This is a genomic window from Actinomadura sp. SCN-SB, assembly GCF_043906805.1.
In the GTDB taxonomy this organism is placed as follows: Bacteria; Actinomycetota; Actinomycetes; order Streptosporangiales; family Streptosporangiaceae; genus Spirillospora.
In genome coordinates, this window is the sequence record NZ_JBIMPP010000060.1 from 1 (window position 1) to 18,918 (window position 18,918).

Consider the following 18,918-nt stretch of genomic DNA (forward strand, 5'->3'; position numbering starts at 1 on the left):
GGGATTCATATCCACGGAGGGACGGATATGGAGGGATCCCACAAATGGCCGCCACGTTGACCGCCGCCGCCGCAGGCGCCGAGCTGGCCGGCGACCTGCGCGCCCTCCTGGACCGCCGCGAGCCCGCCACCCTGGAGGAGCTGCGCGGCCTGGCCGACGAGCTGACCACGCTGCTGCGCCGCACCCGCGGCCGCATCACCCGCCTGGCCAAGGCCACCGCGCCGAAGGCCGAGCCCGAGGTCAAGCCTGCGGTCAAGCCTGACGCCAAGCCCGCCGAGCCCGCGTCGCCGCGTCCGCATGCGGCCACCGCCGAACGAGAGAACGGGAGCACCGATGGACGACGCCTACGAGGAGTACGGCTGTCCGGACTGCATGTGCTGCATGAACTGCGTCGACGACCCCGACTGCCCGACCGACAGGCTGGGCGACTCGGCATGCCCGTGCACCTGCTACTAGACCGCCCCACCGTCAAGCCTGAGCCCACACCAGCGCCGCGACAAGCCCGAGGAGACCGCCATGGAGATCACAGTTACCCGGTGCGTCCGGATGGCTCACCGCAACCGCAGTGCCGCCCGCCCGGTCGGCTACCTGTACGAGTGCACGGGGCCGGACGGCCGGGAGTTCAGCAACCCGAGCCTCGCGACATTGCGGGACGTGCTCCGGCGCCGGTACGGGAAGATCGCGCTCGTGAAGGGCTGGAGCGCCCCATCCGCCGACCGACCCGCCGGGTCTCCACCGTCCGCTACGTCCTGACCGCGCTCGCCGTGGTGTGCTCCACCCTGTACGGCCGGACGGCCCGCACCGCGCGCCGCGCCGTGACCGCCACCGGACGCCGCGTGTCCGCACTCGGCCGCCGCGTCCACCGTCGACTCTCCGGCCGCGTCCCATCATCACGCGCGCCGGAGTAGCCCCCCGCCGTCCACCACCCATCCACAACCCGAAACGGGGGGAACCCCCATGCGTACCATCATCGTCGCCCTGCTCGCCGCCGTGGCGCTCGCCGTGGCCGGCTGCGCCGTCCCGGAGGAGCCGACGGCCGTGCAGCCCGCCGAGGCCGAGGACGCCAAGGGCGCGTCCGGCAGCTCGAAGCCGGCCAAGAAGGTCACCGTCAAGCTCGTCGCCGAGCACGCCAAGGCCAAGCGGTCGATCCTGTCGGCCGGGCAGCCGCTGTCGTGCGTGCACGTCACCGTCACCAACCGGCGCAAGAACAGCAATCTGGCGGTCAACCCGCTGTACTTCAGCCTGGTCGACAGCACCGGCGAGAAGCACGAGACGTCCGACGCGCTGGGCGAGTACGAGGGGCAGATCGACACGACCACGCTGGCGCCGGGCGAGAAGGCCAAGGGGCTGGTGTGCGCTCGCGGGCGGTTCACGCCGAAGGTCGTGGCGATGACGAACGAGGTGCTGTCGGAGCAGGCCCGCGCCGAGGTGGCCTAGCCGTCCCCGTCCTGGCCGCCCGTCTCCCCTGCCCGGGAGGCGGGCGGTGCGCTGTCCGGCCGCCGAGACACGTAGGTGCCCCTGCCGACCACGGTCACGATCAGGCCGCGCTCGCGCAGCTCCTGCATGGCGCGCCGCACGGTGAGGTAGGCGACGCCGTACTCCTCGGCCTGGTCCCGCTCTGAGGGCAGCTTGGCCCCGGGGCGCAGGTGCCCGGACGTGATGAGGGCGGCGATGTGGTCGGCGAGCTGGACGTAGACGTATTCGGGTCCCTCGTCGACGGGCTCAAACGGCGGTGGCTCGGCCATACACCGGACCGTACGGCCATGCCGACCTGCGTAAACTGATGGAAAGCCATGGATCGCTATACATGGCTATGCATGCTGTCCTACGATGCCGCGCATGACCCCCCATCAGGTGCAGGCGGCCCCGCTGATCCCCGGCTACATCACCAACTACGACCGGCACGACTCCACCTTCCGGGCCGTGCGGGTCGAGGGACTGTCCGACTACCAGCGGATCTACGGGTGCCGGGACGAGGTGACCGCCTCCACGCCCCGCGAGCTCGAATGGCTGTGCCTGGCCGAGACGGTCAAGGCGGAGATGGTCGCCCGCGCCGAGCGGGCGGTCGATGGGGCGTGAGCGCGGACGCGGCGGCACGGCCCTACCCGAGCGGTGCGATCCGCGCAGAGCTGGAGGGGTGCGCGGGACGGCACCCCGCGCCGCCCCTGGACGGCGCCTGGGGTATCGAGTGGCTGCCCGTGGCGGGCAGGCCGGACGCGGCGCGGGTGCAGGGCCACACGTGCGAGCGGTGCCGGGACCTGTCCTATGAGCTGCTGATGGTGGGCGGCGCTTTCGTGGTGCGGCGCACCCGGTGGCGTGGTGTGCGGCGCGCGGAGGTGCACGAGACGGCGCGGGTGCGCAGAGCGCTCGCGGTGGAGTGGTGGCGGGCGCTGCTGACCGGCGCCGCCCAGTAGACCCCGCGGCCGGCCGGGGGGACGGCCGCGGCGGGGGGCGGGCCCCTTCTTCTAGCCCGTGAGGGGCCCGCCCATCGGATCGCCCGCGGGGGCCGGGGCTGATGGCGTGCGCCCGCCCCCGCGGGACCAGGCGGGCCGTGGCTCCGGCCTTGCCGTCCCCCGGCCCGGGGCCACGGCCCCACGAGGAGGTGTGATGAGCGACCGGTATCCGCCGTCCACGGCGCATGAGGAGCTGGACGGCGAGGAGGACGCCCTGGACCGGCTGGACGAGGACGACGACTCCGGCGAGGATGCGGGCTCAGCCTGACGCGGCGCGGTCGCGTTCGAGGATCTCGTCGAACTCGGCCACCCACTCCGCCGACCGCTGCTCGGTGGGCAGGGCCGCCTTCCCCTCCGCCACGAGCGCCGCCGCCGACTCGTGGTCGCCCACGGACGACAGCGCGATCCCGGTGACCAGCCGGAAGAACGGCGGGCTGTACCAGTAGATCGGCGGCGGCGGGTCGGCGACCTCGTCCGCCCGGTCGGCGGCCTCGTGCAGGATCCGCCGCGCCAGCTCCACATCACCCAGGGCCGCGTGCGCGCGGGCGGACTGGAGCCGGTCGAACACGCGCTGCGCCGGGTGCGCGCCCGGCGTGGCCAGCGCCGCCGCCGACGCCCGCAGCACCGCCCGGTAACGGCCCTGCTTGCGCGCCACGTACCCGGCGAAGCTAACGGCGAGCGCGGCGACGGTGCCGTGATCGAACTCATCCGCCAGGGCCTCGCCGCGGCGGAACAGCGCCAGGGCCTGCTCGTCGCGGCGCAGCGCGGCGTTCAGCCATCCGGTGAACACCGTCCACTCGGCAGTGGTCCGGCCGAGCCGTTCCCGCAAGGGGCCGCGTGCCTCCTTCGCCAGGGCCGTGACGGCGTCCAGCTGCCCTGACACGGGGCCGAGAAGCGCGGCGGGTCCCAGTGCGTCCTCCAGGCGGCGCTGACCCGCCAGGACGGCGTCGAGCGCGTCAAGCGTGGCCTCGTCGAGGCGGGCGGGCCGTGCCAGGGCGGCGGCGATGCGTTCGCGGTCGTCCAGGCTCACCGCCCCGCCCAGGCCCACCCGCAGGCCCGCCAGGTGCCCGCCGGCGTCCAGCAGCTCGTCAAGGCGCCGGGCCATGTCGGGGGAAGGGACTTGCAGGTCACGGGCCAGCTTGGACAGGTACCCGTCGTTGCAGGGGACGAGGCGCGCCAAGCGCCGTTGGCTGATTCCCCGCTCGGCCATGAGCTGGCGGAGTCGCTCGCCGAACGTCATTCGCATCGCCCCGTTTCGCCCCGGTGCGTCCGCTGCCTGGGTGCTGCCTGACCCGGCAGGCAGCAGGCAGCACCTCCCCACGGTAGCCCTCACGGGTGTCTGGTAGAGGGGTCAACGTGCCGCACGGCACACATAGGACGGCCCCGGACGGTGGGCGAACACCGCTCCCCGGGGCCTCGGCCGGAAGCGAGGTCCGACCTATGGCAGATCCTACGGCGCCCGGCGCTGCCCCCGGCGCCACGATCGTGGACCCCGACCCGATCGTCGAGGCGAGCCGCGGCCCGATCGTCCGGATGCTCCGGCAGCAGTACAACGTCATGGCCTGGTACGGGCCGTTCACCGGCCACTGGTGGGCGATCGTCGGCCCGGTCGATCGGCTGGTCGAGGCGGAGGCGCCCGCCCAGCTGGAGCGCGCGATCCGCCGCGCGTGGGGGTGGGAGGCGTGATCGGCGCCGACGCGCGAGGAGGTTGGTGATGGCCGGTCCGTGTCCGTTCGATCCGCCGTGCGGCCCCGACTGCCCGCATGGGCGCCGCACCTCCGGTCACCCGGAGCCTCGGCCGCCGCAGCAGCCGAAGCCGCCACAGCAACCGAAGTGAGGCCCCGTGGCCGCTGGGCGTGGCAGGACGTCCCGGTCACGGCAGGGGGCGGGCCGGTGCACCTGTGGGCGGCGGCCCGGCCCGTCCCCGTCCACACCCCCCGGCGGGTCGCGGCCGGACGAGCCGCATTACTACATGGCGCCCAGCGTCACCGGGTGACCGGCCCCTGGGGATGACGATGCCGCCCCCGCTCCTCCTCTGGGAGGTGCGGGGGCGTCGCTGCGCGCGGGGGTCTTGGCAGGATGACCGCATCCCGCGTCACTATGCGGTCACGCTTTGGCGAGATAAGTCTCAAGTATCGAACCCCGCTCTAGTCCACTATGAAGGTCCGGCTTAGACTCAAATCACAGGAGGGCGAAATGCCCGACCTCGGCAAGGAGCTGAGGGCGATCCGCAAGGAGGCCGAGGAGAAGGGATGGCGGGTCTTCCGGAAGAAGAAGTACTGGAAGATGTACTGTCCGTGCCCTCGCAAGTGCAAGAAGACGGTGAGACTGACGCCATCGGACCCGAACTACGTCAAGAACCTGCTCGGCGAGCTACGCCGGGCGACGTGCTGGACTGGAAGGGGTGAGCCACGATGACCTATTACCTGAAGGCCGACCTCACCTTCGTCTGCGACGACCCAGCGCGCGACACCGACGAGGAGTTCGACGCCTTCACCGACGCCGTCACCGACGCCCTCTACGACCTCGGCGAGGTCGACGATGAGATCATCGACCCGGACATCACCGTGAGGATCGCTGACCGGTGGTCCAGCATTCTCATGGGCATCACGGCCGACACTGAGGCGGATGCGATCCGGCTGTTCCTGGCCAACGTCCGCACCGTGCTTCACGCGGCCGGGTGCGGTACGCCCGGCTGGCCGATCTACAAGCCCACTGAGGACAAGCCCGAAGTCCGGCAAGCGCATTTCGTGGACGCCTAGGCATAAGGTTCCGCGCACGACGAAACGGCCCGCCCCCGAAGGGACGGGCCGTTCGCGTGGTCGGGGATGCACGCGGGTGGGGAGTGGAACCCCTGGGATCCGGTCGGCCACGCAGCCGCTGCCCCCGGAGAGCCCCGACCTGCGCCCAGGCTACGGCACGCGGGGGTCCGGTGTCCCCGCACCGGACCGGATTCGCGCGTAGGTGAAGGACGGGCTCACCGCGGCAGCCCCCGGGACCGCTGGTAGGTCGGCGCAGAGCCCATGCCCAGCGCGAGCAGCACCCGGCCGATCCGCGGGTCGACCGCCTCCAGGGCGCGGACGGCGGCGTACCAGCCCGCCGTTACCACGGCGACGGCGACCGTGGACGCCATCGCGCCGGTGTCCTCATCCAGCACGACGCCCAGCTCACGCGCCAGCCACGTCAGCGCGAGGCCACAGCCGATCGGGACATAGGTCCGCACCAGGCTCAGGATGTAGTCGTTCATGCGACCTCCTAGGTCACAGGGCGGCCGGCGCCGCCACGTTCTCGCAGGTCGGCCAGGTTGCCGACCTGGGCAAGCCGACCAACGCGAAAGGATTCCTTTGGGGTTCAGACCTTCTTCAGGGCCTGCTTGCCCTGGTTGCGCGCCACGGCGGCGTGGAGCTGCGCGTACGCCCAGCCGTCCACCTTGTCGCCGTAGCCGGGCCCGGCGTTGGACCCGACCGATGCGCGGACCCGCCGCAGCGCCTCGGCCGTGCCGTTCCCGTAGTCGCCGTCGGTGCCGCCGTGCGCGTCCAGGTAGGCGCCCTGCCCTGCGTAGCGGATCATCTCCTGTAGGGCTTTGACGGCCTGCCCTCTGTCGCCTTTCTTGAGCCCGATCAATGGATCCTCCTTCACCACCGACCCGCCCGACGGCGAGCCCGAGTAGGCCGGGCGTCCGTACCCGGCGATGACGGACGCGGAGCGGACGCGGCGCAGGCACGCGTCCCCGGTGTTGGCCTCGATGGTCTGCACGCGCCCGCCCCCGAGCGCCTTCTCGACGATCCCGACGTGGTCGATCGCGCCGATGCCGTTCGTGCCGCCCCAGTCGAAGAACACGATGTCCCCGGGCTTGGCCCGGTTGACGTTCGCCGTCGTCCCGGGATACCAGCGTCCGATCTTCTGGAAGTCCTGGGCGTGCCACACGGTGTAGGCGCGGTCCCCGCCGGGCAGCACCGCAGCGGCATTGCCGGAGTGCCGCGCCCAGTAGGTGACCGCCATGTCACACCACGCGGCGCGCAGGAATGCCGAGCCGTGCCGCTTGGCGTAGTCCTGGGTGATGTAGTTCGGTCGGCCACGCACGCCCAGGGAGCGCCGGGCCTCGGCCAGCATGGCGGCAGCGGTGCCCATCAGCGCGTCCCTCCACAGTTGCAGGCGCGCCGCTTGCCGGACGGCGGCGGAGGTGGCGGCGGCTTTTCCTTGGGGGTGACCCTGATCGGAGCCATTACGCCTCCACCCCCCGGTACACGCCGTAGGTGTCAGGCTCGCCGTACAGCTCCTTCAGCACGGTCTCCTCGTCGAGCTCGGTGGCGCGGTGCGCGTCGGGGTGGACGTCTACGGCGTCCATGTCCTCGCGTTCGGGTTCGCTCATGGCCTCTCCGTTGTGCAGGTCCACGCCCCCGTGGGCGGGATCGGTGGCGTGCAGTACACGGTCTGCGGGGTCTCACCGGGCGGGCCCTGCTCGCCCCGGGGTCCGGTCTCACCCCGCGGCCCCTCAGGCCCGGCCGGACCGGCAGGACCCGAGCCGCCGTCCTGACCTGGCACCCCGGGCGGGCCGGGGGCGCCGCTCGAACCCGGGGCGCCAGGAGATCCGGGACTCCCCGGAGAACCACCCGGGCCGGGGCTGCCGGGAGCGCCGGGACCGCCAGGACTGCCGGCAGGTCCGGGAGAACCAGCGGGGCCCGGTGTCGGCGACACCTTCGGCACGCCGCCAAGGTCCCGCACCTGCTGGGCGAGGGCGCGGCTCTCGGCCCGCTCACGATCCAGGTCGGCGCGCAGCCCCACATATCCCAGCGCGATCCACAGCACACCCAGCACACCCAGCACGACGCCCAGCAGGATCGCCACGTCCAGCCCGCGCGCCCGCGCCTGCTTGCCCGTCACGGCTTGCCGCCCAGGACCACCGACAGCACGATCGCGATCAGGATCCCGGCGATCACCGACCCGGCCGACGCCATCAGCGCCCCCCGGATCTGCGTCTTGGCAGTCTCCGCCGACTTCTCCAGCGCCCCGATCCGCAGCAGCATCGACCCCTCCCGGGCCTCGAACACCTCACGCAGCAGGTACAGCCGGAACCGCTCGTCGTTGGCCTGAGCGGCGCTGGCCATCTGCGCCTTGAGGTCGAGAATGTCCTCGCGGGCGTCGGCGTGGTTGCGCTCGATGAGGCGCTGCAGATCCCAGAGACTGGGCTCATTTGGCACCGCGCCCCCTGTCTATTCGCACGGTCAGGAACCCCTGTGCCGCCGTCCAGCGGCGCACGATCATCTGCCCGTAGTCGTCGACCGTGAGGGTGTCCCCGGACTGCGCGGCGGTGGAGTGCCCGTCCACCATCAGGTTGATCACCATGCGGTGGCCGTCCGGCCAGGACGCGGGCACCACGTAGGCGCGGGTCAGGGTGAGCGGCATGTGGTGGCGTTGCGGGTCGACGTTGTCGCCGGTGGAGGTGCCGATCCGCGTCCACGGCTGCGCGTGCGGCCAGGCGATCCCGTCGTCCACGTCGTACCAGGCCAGGTAGGACCCGACGCCGCAGTTGTACCCGACGTCGTTGGTGACGCGGGCCTCGGCCGTGATGTCCAGGACGTCCCCGGCCTTCACCGGCACGACCACCCGCATCACGCGGACGGTGCCGGTGGAGGCGGACTTATCCACGGGGATCGTCGCCGACACGGGCGCGTCATCGGCGTACACCGCGACAAGCCGTTGGTCGGGCGTGGTGGTGACGGTCGTCATCGGCGCTCCCTGGATCGGCGACACTGGATGGCATGGACGATCTGGTGGCTTTCCTGTACGCGCGGCTGGAGGATGACCTGCAGTCCTGTGAAGGCGCGAACGAGTATCGGGACTGCGACGAGTTCAGCGAGCGCCGTAGGCTGGACGTGGAAGCCAAGCGGCGGATCATCGACGAGCACAGGCCCGTGCGCGCCTCATGGCCCATCTCGGGCTCGCCGGAATTCGGCTGCGAGACCTGCCACCACGACCGCGAAGAGGGCGTCGGCCCCTTCGGCTACTGCGACACGCTCCGCCTGCTCGCGCTGCCGTACGTCGACCACCCCGACCACGTCATGGCGTGGCGGCTCTAGCGGCTATGCCGAGGTCGCGCAGGCGATGCGCGGGGGTCCTAGGCCCGCGTCGCCCCACAGAACAGGGACGCGCCGAGATCAGGGGATCGAGAACGTCCCGGCCTGCGTTCAGCGCCTTTCAAGATTCCGGAGCCGCTTTTGCGTCTCGCTGGCCCGCTTGCGGAAGTCCGGCCGTGGCCCGCCCAGCGACAGGGTGACGGACTCGCCGCCGTCGCCGTCCAGGTCGATCGCCACCTCGTACACCCGGTACTGCTGGTCGGTGGCCAGGTCGCCGTCCCGCACGATGAGCCGTACCGTGTCGCCGAGCCAGATGTGGTCCGGGCCACGCCACCCACCGCGCTTGAGCCGCACCGTCCACTGCACCGGCACCACCATCGACTGCCCGAGCTGCCACGCCGCCCGGTCGTCCAACGCGGACTGGGTGATCAGGCCGTCGTCGCCGAACGCCTTGTCCCACCGGCCCTCGTCCCGGTCGCCGATCGCCGGGTCGACCTCTTCGACCGGCGTCGGCGGGGTCTCCCCGCCACCGGTGTAGCGGAGGGCGTTGGCGTAGTCGCCGGTGGTCACGGCGCGCTGCGCGGACGCGACCAGGCCGCCGTACTCCAGGACGACGCCCCGGTCGGTGCCGCGCTGCGGATACCACACCCGCAACGCGAGCGCGGACGCCGACGTCGGGAGCACGTCCCAGTCGAAACCGTCGATGACCTCGGACAACTCCTGGATGCGCTCGCCGATGGAGTCGCCGAGCTCGTACGTGCGGTCCCGCGTGACCCCGGTCGGTGTCGTGCCGGTCCAGCCCTTGGCGATGCCGAGCTGCCCGCCGTCCAGGCTCTGGGTGTACTCGATCAGCGACCACGCGATCTCCGCCTGGTCCTCGCTCTCGAAGGTCAGCGTGGCGCCGTCCCACAGAATGCGCCGGTTCAGGACCTCGGTGTAGTCCAGGCAGGTGACCTGCTTGGTGTGGGAGTCCTCGGTGATGTCGCGCTGGGTGTCGCCCACCCGCAGCCGGTCCAGGATCCGCGTCTGCCCCGAGCTGTCGGTCCACAGGACGTGCACGTCCGTGGTCAACTCCTGCACGAACTCCGACTCCGGATGGCGGCCGTCCTGGACGAAGCTGAGTTCGGAGGCGTCGGTGAGCTTGGCCACGTACCGGCGGTTCGTCGCCGTCGTCAGCCCCCGCGTGTGCCCACCCGACGCCGGGCCCGCCACGAGCTGCCACCGCACCCTGGGCCGCGGCGGCAGGCCGATACCCGTGTCCGCCGTCCCCGACGCCGACAGCGTCAGCAGCCCGCCCAGCGTCCCGGACCCGCCCACCGACGGGGAACCGGTGCCCGTGACCGCCAGCACCCCCGCCAGCGTCGCGGACCCGTCCACGGCGGGCGCACCCGAGGCGCCCATGCCCAGCGCCCCGGAGATCGTCGCCGACCCCGAATGCTCCTCGGTCGCAGGGCCCGGCCAGTCGCTGTCGTTGACCTCGATATTGTCGATCCACCCGGTCCAGGTGGACGGCAAGCCGTTGAGGTAGGCGCCGATCTCGACGCGGTCGCAGTTGACGCCGACACCGTTGGCCGTGGTGGTGCTGATCGTCTCCGTCGCCGTCGCCGAATCCGCGCCGTTGTACAGGCGGACCTCGATCGTCGCCGACGTCGCCACGAACACGATGTGCCACTCGATGCGGCACCACTGCCCCGTCGGCACCGTGCCCGTGGTGGCGATCTCGGGCCCGTTGCCCGCGTCGGAGACCAGGAGCGTGCCGTCGGTCTGGTAGATCAGCCGCGCCGCCTGCGACCCGCCCACCAGGAACCTGACCAGGCCGAGCCGGTTGTCGGCCGGGTGCGCGGCCGACCACAGGTACAGCCGGCCCCACATCTCCCCGACGGTGCCGACACTGGACGAGGTCCACACCACCTGGTGCGGGGTGGTGGCGGCGGCCACGGCCACCTTGTAGGCGCGCGGCCCGTAGGCGTGCTCGTCATCGAAGGTGATGTTCGGGGTGCCGACGACCGTGTCGAACGCGTCCCCGCTCGCGCCACCCGAGTTGAGCGCGGTGACGGTGGCGTCCTCGACCCCGCCGTCGGCGTTGTTGACGAGCTGCATGGCCCGCCTTAGATCGTCTGGTCGAGGTCGCCCGCGGCGATCGTGTACGTCCCGGACGTCGCGAACTGCTGCGGCGCGGACAGGGCGCCGCCGCCGCGGAACGTGCCACCGCTGGACGCCGACCAGCCGCCCACGTGCGTGACCGTCGTACCGGACGGCACCTGGAACTGAAGCTGATTCGTGTTGCTCTTGACTCCGCCGGACGCGGCGCCCCACGTGACCGCGACCCGCTCGTACGACCCGCCCGTCACCTCATCCGCACCCGTCGTGCCCGGGTCATCGGTGTGCAACGACACGTGAGTGATCGCCTGCGACCCGCCGGACTCATCCGTCAACTCCAGCATCGCGTTCTTCACCGCGTCGGTGTAACCCATCGGCCCCCCTTTACGGACGCAGCCAGCAGATTTCCATGCGCGAGCCGCCCTGGAAGCTGGCATCCAGGGCCAGCGACCCCCCGCTGGACTGCCACACCACGGCCTCCACGTACGACCCCGCGTTCAGACGCATCAGGCGAGTGACGCTCTGCACGAGCGTGACCGTCCCCGAACCCGCGAGCTGACGGTCACCCGCCAGGGAGAACGAGCCGTCAGACCGCACCGACAACTCGCGGATCCCGTTGGGGTCGCCCGTCCACACCGCCGTCGCCGACACCAGGTAGACGCCGCTGATCGGCGCGACGTACCTGCTGTTGCTGGAGGAGTTGCTGTGGCCGCCGTGGGTGTCCTCGGCCTCACTCCCGAAAGCGACCGCGGTGTGCGTGCTGTTGGGGATCGACTGGTTGGACAGCGCGTTCAGCCGCGCGGTCGGCGGGTTCTGCGTGCCCAGCGTCTGCCACGCCGACCCCGTCCAGAACTCATGCAGGTCCTGGTCCGTCCGGTGGATGATCTCCCCCGTCACCGGGTTCAGGGGACGCTCCTCATTCGACCCGACCCACCGGGGCCGGCCCATCAGCGGAGTCGCGTTCACCCTGGTGTCGGTGATGTCGGCGTCGGTGATGCTCGTGTGCGACGAGGTCACCGTCACCGTCGCCAGCGAGATCGCCGAGTCCGGCACGTCCGGCGGACCCGACCCGTCGGTGTCCTCCACCAGGACCGGCTCCCACTCGTACGTCGTCTCCGACCCGTTGTGCAGCGCGTCGCGGACCTGCGCCACCACCCGGTGCACCCGCGACCCGGACCCCGGCGCCGCCGGGATCACCAGGTTCTCCGTCGCCGTCGACTCGCACAGGTAGTAGCCCTGATCGGCGACGTCATCGCCCTCGATCACGCAGAACCCCGGCGAGACGTCCACGGAGAAGTTGGCGCCCGCCGCGCGCTGGCTGACCGTCAGGTCCCCGGACGTCGTGTTGCACACGCCCTCGTTGTGGAACAGCGCGCGAAGGAACCCACGCAGCACGATCCCCGAGTACTCGACCTCCGGGTCGCTCTCGTCGGCCTGCACCCAGATCGGTGTCCTGAGCGTCACACGCCACCCCTCACAGCCACTGCGACCTCCACTCGATGACCGCCGCCGCACCCGCCGAGGTCGCCGACGGCGCGTACCGGATCTGGTTGATCCCGGGCTCCAGCTGCCACCACGACGATGCCGCCCAGTCCAGGAACCCCAAGCGGTCCACCGCCGACGACGACCCGTTGATCGTCAGCGACGCGGTACGGTCCCTGGTGTTGACCTCCACGTAGTCGCCCTGCGCCAGCACCAGCCCGCCCGCGAACGTGATCTCCTCACCCGTGGTCTCGTTGCGCAGCGACGGGTCCGTGCACGGCCCGTACAGCCGCGCCGTGAAATGCGCCGGGACCGCGCCCACGTTGCTGACCGTGGCCGCGCCCGACGCCTGCGTCGCCGCCAGCGCCACCGGCAGAGAAAACGGCAGGCTCAGTCCGGTCGTCGCATCGACGTCGGCGTTCACCGTCGCCGACGACAGCGCGTCGGCCTCCCACACCCCGTCCGGGCACCGCCACTGCACCTGCACCCGCCGCCCGTCCCGCAGCGGCAGGTCCACGCCCAGCGGCGCCGAGAACTGGTCCGACCGCAACCCGAGCCTGCGGGCCTGCGACCAGCCGGTGTCCTCCACCACCAGGTACGGCCGCACCCGCGGGTGCAGGTAACGGGCGATGTCGTCCTCGAACGTGCGCGCCGCCTCGGTCACCAGTAGTTCGATCGAGCACGCACGCGACCCGAACAGCGCCGTGGTGTCCCGCTCCCCGTCGTCGTCGGTGCGGGCCTCGGTCACGGCGCGCACCTCCGGCATCGGCGCGTCCAAAGACTGCAGGTAGATGCCGTCGTCCTGGCGGGGCAGCAGCACCAGCTCACGCGACCCGTTGACGAGTTTCACGGAGGTGAGCATCAGGCCAGACCCGCCGCGCGCAGCCGGAACTCGATCTGCTGCATCACCATGTCCACATCAGCCCGGTCCTCGACGATCACCTTCTCGATCACCACCAGCGGCCCCGGACGCCCACCGGGCGCACCGCCGGCCAGCGCGTCGAACTGCGCCGACGTCAGCACGGGCTCGGGGCTGCCCGTGGCGTTGTAGGCCAGGCTCAGGCCCCGTGGCAGGTATCCGCCGTCGTCGAACTTCAGCCCGTAGCGAGTGCTGAAGAGGCCGTTGGAGGTGCCGCGCGCCGCCGGGCCGACCACGACACCACGACTGCCCCTCGATTCGACGTTGACCTTGCCCGCCAGCGTCCCCGCCATATGGCCCACGCCCGCATGGGTGACGCCGACCGTGAACCCCGAGCGGGCGCCGCGGACGAACCCGGCCGGTCCGCGGGGGCCGGTGAAGCCGTGCGTGGTGAACAGGCGACTGTAGGGGTTGCGGCCCTTGATGACGTTGACCAGTGCGGACATGAACCCGGAGCAGTCGTACCCTCCCGGGCCGACGCCGCCCCACACGTAGGGCTTGCCCGCCTGGGCGCGGGCGAACTGGACCGCCCTGCCGATACCGGGACCACCGAACGAGTCGATCTTGGACTTGATCCACTTAAGTACGGTGTCCTTGATCCACGCGGGGACGGCGTTGACGACGTCCCGCCAGATGCCCGACCCGGGCACCTTGGTGAGGATCTTGTCGAGCAGGCCCTTGGCGGCCTTGCCGACGTTGCCGATCGTGAAGTCCTTCACGCCCCTCACGAAGTCGCCGATGATCCCGCCGAACGCGAACCGCCCCGCGAAGCCGGGTACGATGCCGCCGCGGGCGAAAGCGAGACCTTCGCCGCCCATGGCGTCCGGGCCGGTCAGCCACCGCCGGACACCCTCCACGCCGGAGCGACGCGCGACGTCGTTGGCCTTGAGGATGAAGCCGGACCCGACCGCGCGGGTGAACTCCGGTCTCATCACCGCCTCGCCCGGCGACACGGCGGCGATGAGGGAGTCCACGCCCGGCGCGTACCCGGGCAGGATGCCGCCCTTGGCCAGCCTGGGGATCTTGCCGATGCCGCCGACCCCGGCGAACTTGGCCAGCCTGTTCACCAGGGCCGCGATGCCGTTGTTGTAGATGTCGATCACGAAGTTGACCGGCGCCTTCGCGACGTTCTTCAGCTTGTCCCACTGCGTCTTGATCGCGGAGACCGCCGACTTGAAAGCGCCGCCGAGCGTGCCGACAGCGGACTTCAGCTTGTCGAACGCGGGCTTGATGCCCCGGTTCCACACGAAGGTGATCGCGGTGCTGATCGCGCTCCACACCGGCTTGATCACGTTGTTCAGCAGCCAGCGGAACACCGGCCCGAGGACGTTCGAGACGAACGCCTTGATCAGGTTGAAGATCGGCTTGATGACGCCCCATGCGATCTTGATCTGTGTGGCGATGCCGATCCACGCGACCTGCACGATCGTCCGCAGCACGACGAACGCGACGCCCAGCACGACCTTCAGCACCGTCGCGATCACGTTGAAAATCGGCTTGATGACCGCCCACGCCCCGGAGATGACGGCCTTGATCCCGTTCCAGGCGGGCACCAGGATCGTCTGCCACAGCCACACCACCGCCGCCGCGATTCCGCGCAGCGCCGGGCCGATGGCGTTCTGCCACAACCAGGTGAACAGCGGGCCGATCGTCCGCGCCACCCACTGCACGACGCTGACCATCGTGCGGAACACGGGAATCAGCAGGCCCACGACGAACGTCCAGTACTGCACCAGGGCCTGGATCAGCACCCGCACGACCGGCACCAGGTAGCCGATCAGCACCGCCGCGAGCTGCGTCACCGCCGGGACCACCGGCAAGATCGTCAGGACGAGCTCGGAGAACAGCGGCAGCAACGGCAGCAGCTCGGGCAGCAGCGACGCCACCGCGACCACGATCTGCTGCAGGCTCGGCAGGCTCGCCGTCAGCGCCGCCACCAGCGCCCCGCCGATCTGCTGCGCCGTCGCCGCGATCGCCGCAATGATCGGCCGCAGGATCGGCATCAGCCCCGACGCCAGCGACACGATCATCGCCGACAGCGGCGCCAAGATCGGCGTCAGCGACCCGAGCACCTGCCCTAGCGCGCCGACCAGCAGCGACAGCAGCGGCGTCAGCGCGCGCACGACCGGCGCCAGCGCGGAGATCAGCGCGGCGGCCAGCGACCCCACGATCGGCACGATCGGCGCCAGCGCCGCGCCGAGCTGGTTCATCGTGGCGAAGAAGGACCGCAGCGCCGCCTGCGCCTGCGCGGTCTTCAGGAAAGCGTTGAGCTGCGCGACCGCCTGACCGAGGAACCCCAGCAGCCCGCCGCCCTGCGACGACGCCGCCTGAATGATCGAGTTCAGGATGCCGCCGATATTCAGCAGCAGCCCGCCGAGCATCTTCACCACGCCCAGCGCGCCCTCCAAGGCGCGCTGCACGCCCCCGCTGGCAGCGAACCTTTGCATCCACTCGCCGAAGCGCGCACCGACTTGGCCGGCGCCCTGCGCGAGACGCGTCAGCGTCCCCACGCCCTGCACCGCCATGTCCCGGAACCCCGCCAGAACCGGGTTCAGCGCCGGGCGCAAACCCGCGATCGCCTTGCGCGTGCCCGCGAAGACGCTCGTGAGCGCCGACGCGGTACGGCCCTCACGCGCGAACCGCAGCGCGCCCGCCGCAGCCAGCCCGTACTCCCGAGCCACCCCCCGCACGCCGTTGCGCAAAGGGCCGGCCAGCACGGCCGCGGTCGCCTTGAGCTGGCCCTGCAGCGGGGCGAAGAACGCCTGCTGGGCGGCGTTGCGGACGCCCAGCAGGGTCGGGCGCAAAGCACGCAGCTCCCGCGCGACCGTCTTGGCCGCCGGAGCGAGCCCCCTCAGCGACTCCTCGAACTTCTCGGCGTCGTCGCCCATGGCGGCCTTGAACGCGTCGCCGACACCGGACAGGGCGAGCTTGAGCACTCCGAACGCCGCGCCCGCGACCGCCACCGCCGCGGGGATCCCCGCCAGCAGCCCGGCCAGCGGCGCCAGCTCGGCCGCCAGCGCGGCGACCTGATGCAGCGCCAGACCGATGCCCGCGCCGATGGAGGCGAGCTTGGCGCCCGCCTTGAACGCAGCGCCGATCGACTTGGCGACCCGGCTGAACGCCGTGTCGGTGTCGCGGCCCATCCGGGAGGACGTCCGATTGAACCGGTCGACGCTCTCCTCGGTCTCCTCCACCTCGCGGCGCACCCGGCGCATCACGCGGGAGACACGATCCTGGCCGATCAGGTTGAGCAGGACGGAACGGGCCACGTCACCCCCCTGGCTCAGATGTCATCGGGCAGGTCAATGCGGATCCGGGCCGCGGGCGGCCTGGGCTCTTTCGGCTTGCCGCGCTTGCCCCCCGAGCGCTGCCAGTTCGCCACCGCCAGGCCGTGCAGGACGCCGTGCAACTGCGCACCCAGCGGCGTCCACGTCGCCACCCGCTCGCCGAACATCGCCTGCTTGGTGTGCGAATCCAGGGGCAGGTGCGACACCAGCACATGCAGGCGGCGCAGGCTCATCCGCCCCGCCCAGAACGCGGGGAGCTGATCACCGTCGCGCGGATAGTGCCGCGCCAGGTCGGCCTCGACGTCCTCGCTGCACGCCAGGATCAGGCGGGCGAGGAGCTGGAGTTTCCCAGATTCGTCCCGCCGAAGTGCTGGCCGATCTGCTCGAACGCGTCCAGGAACTCCTCGTGGTCCAACTCCAGGTCCTCGATCTGCGCCACCGTCGGGTGGGGCTCGTCGATGTCCTGGCCGAGCGCGTCACGGCCCTTGGACGGCGGCCAGATCGCGTCCAGGCATCCGGCGACGTCACCGCGCGCCATGGCCCGCATGAACTTGAACCGCTTGAACTTGCGCGGCAGCTCCACGGTGAGAGCGTCCTCACCGTCCCCGAAGGTGATCGTGCGGGGCTTGCTGTCGCCTTCGGCCGCTGCCGCGCGTGCGGCGGTCGCCTTGCTGCTCATCGCACCTCTATCTCTCTGGCGATCTCACGCAGGACACGATCGCCCGCCTCCACCACACCGTCCTCGTACGGCCTGATGGCCCTGTAGAAGAACGGGCGGGCCTCCTGCGTCACCCACGTGTTCTCGTCGCCGTACACCGGGTGCCGCCACCGGTCGAACGGTTTGATGCCCTCCATGTAGGCGGGCAGGTTGCGCTGCCCCTCGGGCATACGCCTGGGGTTGATCCACACGCGCACGCCCGGCCGGGACCCGGATGTCTTCACCTGGAGCTGGGTGGCGCGGGCGATGCTGCGGCGCAGCGACGCCCGGCCCCGCCGCGCGTTGTCCCCCCGCGACGGGGTGGCCAGCACCGCCGCCCGCACCGCCGGGACCATCGGGCGCGCCGCCCGCCGCAGCTCACGCCGCAGCCGCTTGGCGATCTCCTTGCCGTCCTCCATCTCCCGCAGCCGCCGTGACAGGTCCCGGAACTGCTGTCCCTGCTGGATGCGGAACTGAAGGTCGCGGGCCATCAGGACGGGATCGCGAGGTCTTCGACCGGCTCGTCGGTGATGTAGAAGGAGATCGTGATGGTGGCCGGGTCGTCGTCCACCGATCGGTTCTTGCCCAGGCTGCCGACCCGCGCCGGGAACACGTCCATCGTCCGGCCGGCGATGTCCCCGCCGTCCATGATGACCATGTACCCGTTGTCGCCGCGGGAGATGACGTCGCGCACGTCCGTGCCGCCCAGGTCGGCGTACATGGTGATCGAGGAGTCCTCGGCCGAGGTCGACCCGGGGATGCTGCCGGTGAACGTGGAGCCCAGGTCCGGGGTCTCCACGCTGGCCGACTCCACGACCCAGCCCTCGATCTCCTGGATCTCGTTGGACAGGTCCGTGCCCGCGTCCAACTCCTCGCGGGTCGGCGCGGAAAGGCTGGAGATGGACTCCACCCACAGGAACTTGGTGACGCCCTTGTTGATGTACCGCGTGGACGCGGAGATGCTGCTGGCGGCCATCAGCCGTCCTCCTGCTGCTTCTTGGTGGCCTTGCGCCGACGCGGCGCCGGAGACGACGAAGCCCCGGGCTCGGCCGGGGCCTCTTGGTTGGTGCCGCTGTGCGGCGGCGGATCGGTGGGCGGGGGTCCGGGCGGCGGGGCGACCTCCCACCCGGCCATGGCGCGCTGTCCCACACCGCGCGGGCGCACGTGGATGAGGCGGCCCGGCAGACGCGGATGCCGCATCGCCACCCGCTCGGCGCCGTCGGCACCGACCACGGGGATCACGGTGGTCCCGGACTCTGCAATGACGGTGACCGCCTGCGCGGTGACCTGGACACTGGAGACCTCGGCGAGGTCGGCGCCCAGCGAGCGGCACAGCGCCTGCACCTCGGCACGGCTGATCGTGGCGCGCATCAGCTCGTCGCCGTCGCGCCCACGACGGCGATGTCGTAGCTCACCGACGACCCCGACGAGGAGTTGGCGACCTTCAGCAGGTCCGCCGAGCTGGCCGTCACCCCCCACGGGTTCGCCGACGTCGCCGCGACCAGGAACACCGCGCCCGGCCTGAGGGTGACCGTGCCCGCGTCGCCCAGCAGCGTGTCCCACGCGTTCTCCGCCGCCGCGCCCAGCACGACATCGTTGGTGTTGGAGGCAGCCGCCTTGACGTACAAGACCTTGACGGTCGCCAGCGTGATCGTCCCGCCGAACACGTCGGTCAGCGACCCTGCAAGGTCCAGCTCCTCCGAATCCGACGCCGCGATGGTCCGCCGATCCGACCAGATCTTGTCCGCCTTACCCGCCCCCGTACCCGAGGCCAGGTCGAGCTGCTGGGAGATGTTCACCCGCGAACTCGGCGCGCCGAAATCGGCCGTGCCGGTCAGGACCGCGGCCAGCTCCACAGAGACACGGCTGGTCAAAGCCATGAGTTTCGCCCTTCGAGAGAAAT

Annotated in this window: 26 protein-coding genes; 8 read left to right on the plus strand and 18 right to left on the minus strand. The window is 71.3% G+C overall.

The window, feature by feature from the left end; translation table 11 throughout:
- The first annotated feature begins 44 nt into the window (after nucleotides 1–44).
- Nucleotides 45–908, plus strand: coding sequence for a hypothetical protein (locus tag ACGWYJ_RS29815; protein ID WP_395109759.1), 864 nt, complete (start codon nucleotides 45–47; stop codon nucleotides 906–908).
- 49 nt (nucleotides 909–957) lie between these two features.
- Nucleotides 958–1,437: a DUF4352 domain-containing protein gene (locus ACGWYJ_RS29820; RefSeq protein ID WP_395109760.1), complete on the plus strand. Its 480-nt coding sequence runs from the start codon at nucleotides 958–960 to the stop codon at nucleotides 1,435–1,437.
- Here ACGWYJ_RS29820 and ACGWYJ_RS29825 read toward each other — a convergent pair.
- The gene (locus tag ACGWYJ_RS29825; RefSeq protein WP_395109761.1) at nucleotides 1,434–1,745 is read right to left on the minus strand and encodes a GntR family transcriptional regulator; all 312 of its coding nucleotides are present in this window, start codon (nucleotides 1,743–1,745) and stop codon (nucleotides 1,434–1,436) included. The genes ACGWYJ_RS29820 and ACGWYJ_RS29825 overlap by 4 nt on opposite strands.
- Nucleotides 1,746–1,839: 94 nt before the next feature.
- On the opposite strand from ACGWYJ_RS29825, the gene ACGWYJ_RS29830 reads away from it, so the two are divergent.
- Nucleotides 1,840–2,079, plus strand: coding sequence for a hypothetical protein (locus ACGWYJ_RS29830; protein WP_395109762.1), 240 nt, complete (start codon nucleotides 1,840–1,842; stop codon nucleotides 2,077–2,079).
- Nucleotides 2,076–2,414 (plus strand): hypothetical protein, encoded by a 339-nt coding sequence (locus ACGWYJ_RS29835; RefSeq protein ID WP_395109763.1) that lies wholly within the window; start codon nucleotides 2,076–2,078, stop codon nucleotides 2,412–2,414. The genes ACGWYJ_RS29830 and ACGWYJ_RS29835 overlap by 4 nt, the downstream gene beginning before the upstream one ends.
- Nucleotides 2,415–2,712: 298 nt before the next feature.
- Here the strand turns inward: ACGWYJ_RS29835 and ACGWYJ_RS29840 are convergent, their stop codons facing one another.
- Nucleotides 2,713–3,693: a multiprotein-bridging factor 1 family protein gene (locus ACGWYJ_RS29840; protein WP_395109764.1), complete on the minus strand. Its 981-nt coding sequence runs from the start codon at nucleotides 3,691–3,693 to the stop codon at nucleotides 2,713–2,715.
- Nucleotides 3,694–3,893: 200 nt separating this feature from the next.
- On the opposite strand from ACGWYJ_RS29840, the gene ACGWYJ_RS29845 reads away from it, so the two are divergent.
- The 3 genes from ACGWYJ_RS29845 to ACGWYJ_RS29855 all read left to right on the plus strand — a co-directional run bounded on the left by ACGWYJ_RS29845 (nucleotide 3,894) and on the right by ACGWYJ_RS29855 (nucleotide 5,215).
- Nucleotides 3,894–4,139 (plus strand): hypothetical protein, encoded by a 246-nt coding sequence (locus tag ACGWYJ_RS29845; protein ID WP_395109765.1) that lies wholly within the window; start codon nucleotides 3,894–3,896, stop codon nucleotides 4,137–4,139.
- A gap of 510 nt (nucleotides 4,140–4,649) precedes the next feature.
- The gene (locus ACGWYJ_RS29850) at nucleotides 4,650–4,871 is read left to right on the plus strand and encodes a hypothetical protein (RefSeq protein ID WP_395109766.1); all 222 of its coding nucleotides are present in this window, start codon (nucleotides 4,650–4,652) and stop codon (nucleotides 4,869–4,871) included.
- Entirely contained in the window at nucleotides 4,868–5,215 is a 348-nt protein-coding gene (locus ACGWYJ_RS29855) for a hypothetical protein (protein ID WP_395109767.1), read from the plus strand. The genes ACGWYJ_RS29850 and ACGWYJ_RS29855 overlap by 4 nt, the downstream gene beginning before the upstream one ends.
- A gap of 215 nt (nucleotides 5,216–5,430) precedes the next feature.
- On the opposite strand, the gene ACGWYJ_RS29860 is transcribed toward ACGWYJ_RS29855, so the two are convergent.
- The 5 genes from ACGWYJ_RS29860 to ACGWYJ_RS29880 form a co-directional block, all read right to left on the minus strand.
- Complete coding sequence (locus ACGWYJ_RS29860) at nucleotides 5,431–5,700, minus strand: hypothetical protein (protein WP_395109768.1); 270 nt, start codon at nucleotides 5,698–5,700, stop codon at nucleotides 5,431–5,433.
- A gap of 104 nt (nucleotides 5,701–5,804) precedes the next feature.
- Nucleotides 5,805–6,584, minus strand: coding sequence for a CHAP domain-containing protein (locus ACGWYJ_RS29865; protein WP_395109769.1), 780 nt, complete (start codon nucleotides 6,582–6,584; stop codon nucleotides 5,805–5,807).
- Between the two features lie 94 nt (nucleotides 6,585–6,678).
- Complete coding sequence (locus ACGWYJ_RS29870) at nucleotides 6,679–6,825, minus strand: hypothetical protein (protein WP_395109770.1); 147 nt, start codon at nucleotides 6,823–6,825, stop codon at nucleotides 6,679–6,681.
- 508 nt (nucleotides 6,826–7,333) lie between these two features.
- Nucleotides 7,334–7,654 (minus strand): hypothetical protein, encoded by a 321-nt coding sequence (locus ACGWYJ_RS29875; protein WP_395109771.1) that lies wholly within the window; start codon nucleotides 7,652–7,654, stop codon nucleotides 7,334–7,336.
- Nucleotides 7,644–8,183 carry a hypothetical protein gene (locus ACGWYJ_RS29880; protein WP_395109772.1) on the minus strand — a complete coding sequence of 180 codons (540 nt, stop codon included), beginning with the start codon at nucleotides 8,181–8,183 and terminating at the stop codon, nucleotides 7,644–7,646. The genes ACGWYJ_RS29875 and ACGWYJ_RS29880 overlap by 11 nt, the downstream gene beginning before the upstream one ends.
- A 32-nt stretch (nucleotides 8,184–8,215) precedes the next feature.
- Between ACGWYJ_RS29880 and ACGWYJ_RS29885 the strand changes: the two genes are divergently transcribed.
- Nucleotides 8,216–8,533, plus strand: a complete 318-nt coding sequence (locus ACGWYJ_RS29885) for a DUF6221 family protein (protein ID WP_395109773.1) — start codon at nucleotides 8,216–8,218, stop codon at nucleotides 8,531–8,533.
- A 108-nt stretch (nucleotides 8,534–8,641) separates the two neighbouring features.
- Here the strand turns inward: ACGWYJ_RS29885 and ACGWYJ_RS29890 are convergent, their stop codons facing one another.
- From ACGWYJ_RS29890 to ACGWYJ_RS29940, 11 genes are all read right to left on the minus strand, one after another.
- Nucleotides 8,642–10,630: a hypothetical protein gene (locus ACGWYJ_RS29890; protein ID WP_395109774.1), complete on the minus strand. Its 1,989-nt coding sequence runs from the start codon at nucleotides 10,628–10,630 to the stop codon at nucleotides 8,642–8,644.
- A gap of 8 nt (nucleotides 10,631–10,638) precedes the next feature.
- Nucleotides 10,639–11,004, minus strand: a complete 366-nt coding sequence (locus tag ACGWYJ_RS29895; protein WP_395109775.1) for a hypothetical protein — start codon at nucleotides 11,002–11,004, stop codon at nucleotides 10,639–10,641.
- 10 nt (nucleotides 11,005–11,014) lie between these two features.
- Nucleotides 11,015–12,094, minus strand: a complete 1,080-nt coding sequence (locus tag ACGWYJ_RS29900; RefSeq protein WP_395109776.1) for a hypothetical protein — start codon at nucleotides 12,092–12,094, stop codon at nucleotides 11,015–11,017.
- Nucleotides 12,095–12,104: 10 nt separating this feature from the next.
- Nucleotides 12,105–12,962, minus strand: a complete 858-nt coding sequence (locus ACGWYJ_RS29905) for a phage distal tail protein (protein WP_395109777.1) — start codon at nucleotides 12,960–12,962, stop codon at nucleotides 12,105–12,107.
- A gap of 11 nt (nucleotides 12,963–12,973) precedes the next feature.
- Entirely contained in the window at nucleotides 12,974–16,300 is a 3,327-nt protein-coding gene (locus ACGWYJ_RS29910; protein WP_395109778.1) for a hypothetical protein, read from the minus strand.
- A 14-nt stretch (nucleotides 16,301–16,314) separates the two neighbouring features.
- Entirely contained in the window at nucleotides 16,315–16,551 is a 237-nt protein-coding gene (locus tag ACGWYJ_RS29915; RefSeq protein WP_395109779.1) for a hypothetical protein, read from the minus strand.
- Between the two features lie 89 nt (nucleotides 16,552–16,640).
- Nucleotides 16,641–16,997, minus strand: coding sequence for a hypothetical protein (locus ACGWYJ_RS29920; RefSeq protein WP_395109780.1), 357 nt, complete (start codon nucleotides 16,995–16,997; stop codon nucleotides 16,641–16,643).
- Nucleotides 16,994–17,506, minus strand: a complete 513-nt coding sequence (locus tag ACGWYJ_RS29925) for a hypothetical protein (protein WP_395109781.1) — start codon at nucleotides 17,504–17,506, stop codon at nucleotides 16,994–16,996. The genes ACGWYJ_RS29920 and ACGWYJ_RS29925 overlap by 4 nt, the downstream gene beginning before the upstream one ends.
- Nucleotides 17,506–17,991 carry a hypothetical protein gene (locus ACGWYJ_RS29930; RefSeq protein WP_395109782.1) on the minus strand — a complete coding sequence of 162 codons (486 nt, stop codon included), beginning with the start codon at nucleotides 17,989–17,991 and terminating at the stop codon, nucleotides 17,506–17,508. The genes ACGWYJ_RS29925 and ACGWYJ_RS29930 overlap by 1 nt, the downstream gene beginning before the upstream one ends.
- The gene (locus ACGWYJ_RS29935) at nucleotides 17,991–18,386 is read right to left on the minus strand and encodes a hypothetical protein (protein WP_395109783.1); all 396 of its coding nucleotides are present in this window, start codon (nucleotides 18,384–18,386) and stop codon (nucleotides 17,991–17,993) included. Before ACGWYJ_RS29935 ends, ACGWYJ_RS29930 begins: the two co-directional genes overlap by 1 nt.
- On the minus strand, nucleotides 18,386–18,895 hold the full coding sequence (locus ACGWYJ_RS29940) for a hypothetical protein (protein WP_395109784.1): 510 nt from the start codon (nucleotides 18,893–18,895) through the stop codon (nucleotides 18,386–18,388). The genes ACGWYJ_RS29935 and ACGWYJ_RS29940 overlap by 1 nt, the downstream gene beginning before the upstream one ends.
- Between the last annotated feature and the right edge of the window lie 23 nt (nucleotides 18,896–18,918).

Excerpts from the sequence above, each read along its gene's own strand:
- ACGWYJ_RS29815 (WP_395109759.1), top strand. The coding sequence starts at position 45 with ATGGCCGCCACGTTGACCGCCGCCGCCGCAGGCGCCGAGCTGGCCGGC.
- ACGWYJ_RS29820 (WP_395109760.1), top strand. The coding sequence starts at position 958 with ATGCGTACCATCATCGTCGCCCTGCTCGCCGCCGTGGCGCTCGCCGTG.
- ACGWYJ_RS29825 (WP_395109761.1), bottom strand. The coding sequence starts at position 1,745 with ATGGCCGAGCCACCGCCGTTTGAGCCCGTCGACGAGGGACCCGAATAC.
- ACGWYJ_RS29830 (WP_395109762.1), top strand. The coding sequence starts at position 1,840 with ATGACCCCCCATCAGGTGCAGGCGGCCCCGCTGATCCCCGGCTACATC.
- ACGWYJ_RS29840 (WP_395109764.1), bottom strand. The coding sequence starts at position 3,693 with ATGACGTTCGGCGAGCGACTCCGCCAGCTCATGGCCGAGCGGGGAATC.
- ACGWYJ_RS29845 (WP_395109765.1), top strand. The coding sequence starts at position 3,894 with ATGGCAGATCCTACGGCGCCCGGCGCTGCCCCCGGCGCCACGATCGTG.
- ACGWYJ_RS29850 (WP_395109766.1), top strand. The coding sequence starts at position 4,650 with ATGCCCGACCTCGGCAAGGAGCTGAGGGCGATCCGCAAGGAGGCCGAG.
- ACGWYJ_RS29855 (WP_395109767.1), top strand. The coding sequence starts at position 4,868 with ATGACCTATTACCTGAAGGCCGACCTCACCTTCGTCTGCGACGACCCA.
- ACGWYJ_RS29860 (WP_395109768.1), bottom strand. The coding sequence starts at position 5,700 with ATGAACGACTACATCCTGAGCCTGGTGCGGACCTATGTCCCGATCGGC.
- ACGWYJ_RS29865 (WP_395109769.1), bottom strand. The coding sequence starts at position 6,584 with ATGGGCACCGCTGCCGCCATGCTGGCCGAGGCCCGGCGCTCCCTGGGC.
- ACGWYJ_RS29870 (WP_395109770.1), bottom strand. The coding sequence starts at position 6,825 with ATGAGCGAACCCGAACGCGAGGACATGGACGCCGTAGACGTCCACCCC.
- ACGWYJ_RS29880 (WP_395109772.1), bottom strand. The coding sequence starts at position 8,183 with ATGACGACCGTCACCACCACGCCCGACCAACGGCTTGTCGCGGTGTAC.
- ACGWYJ_RS29885 (WP_395109773.1), top strand. The coding sequence starts at position 8,216 with ATGGACGATCTGGTGGCTTTCCTGTACGCGCGGCTGGAGGATGACCTG.
- ACGWYJ_RS29890 (WP_395109774.1), bottom strand. The coding sequence starts at position 10,630 with ATGCAGCTCGTCAACAACGCCGACGGCGGGGTCGAGGACGCCACCGTC.
- ACGWYJ_RS29895 (WP_395109775.1), bottom strand. The coding sequence starts at position 11,004 with ATGGGTTACACCGACGCGGTGAAGAACGCGATGCTGGAGTTGACGGAT.
- ACGWYJ_RS29915 (WP_395109779.1), bottom strand. The coding sequence starts at position 16,551 with ATGAGCCTGCGCCGCCTGCATGTGCTGGTGTCGCACCTGCCCCTGGAT.
- ACGWYJ_RS29920 (WP_395109780.1), bottom strand. The coding sequence starts at position 16,997 with ATGAGCAGCAAGGCGACCGCCGCACGCGCGGCAGCGGCCGAAGGCGAC.
- ACGWYJ_RS29925 (WP_395109781.1), bottom strand. The coding sequence starts at position 17,506 with ATGGCCCGCGACCTTCAGTTCCGCATCCAGCAGGGACAGCAGTTCCGG.
- ACGWYJ_RS29930 (WP_395109782.1), bottom strand. The coding sequence starts at position 17,991 with ATGGCCGCCAGCAGCATCTCCGCGTCCACGCGGTACATCAACAAGGGC.
- ACGWYJ_RS29935 (WP_395109783.1), bottom strand. The coding sequence starts at position 18,386 with ATGCGCGCCACGATCAGCCGTGCCGAGGTGCAGGCGCTGTGCCGCTCG.
- ACGWYJ_RS29940 (WP_395109784.1), bottom strand. The coding sequence starts at position 18,895 with ATGGCTTTGACCAGCCGTGTCTCTGTGGAGCTGGCCGCGGTCCTGACC.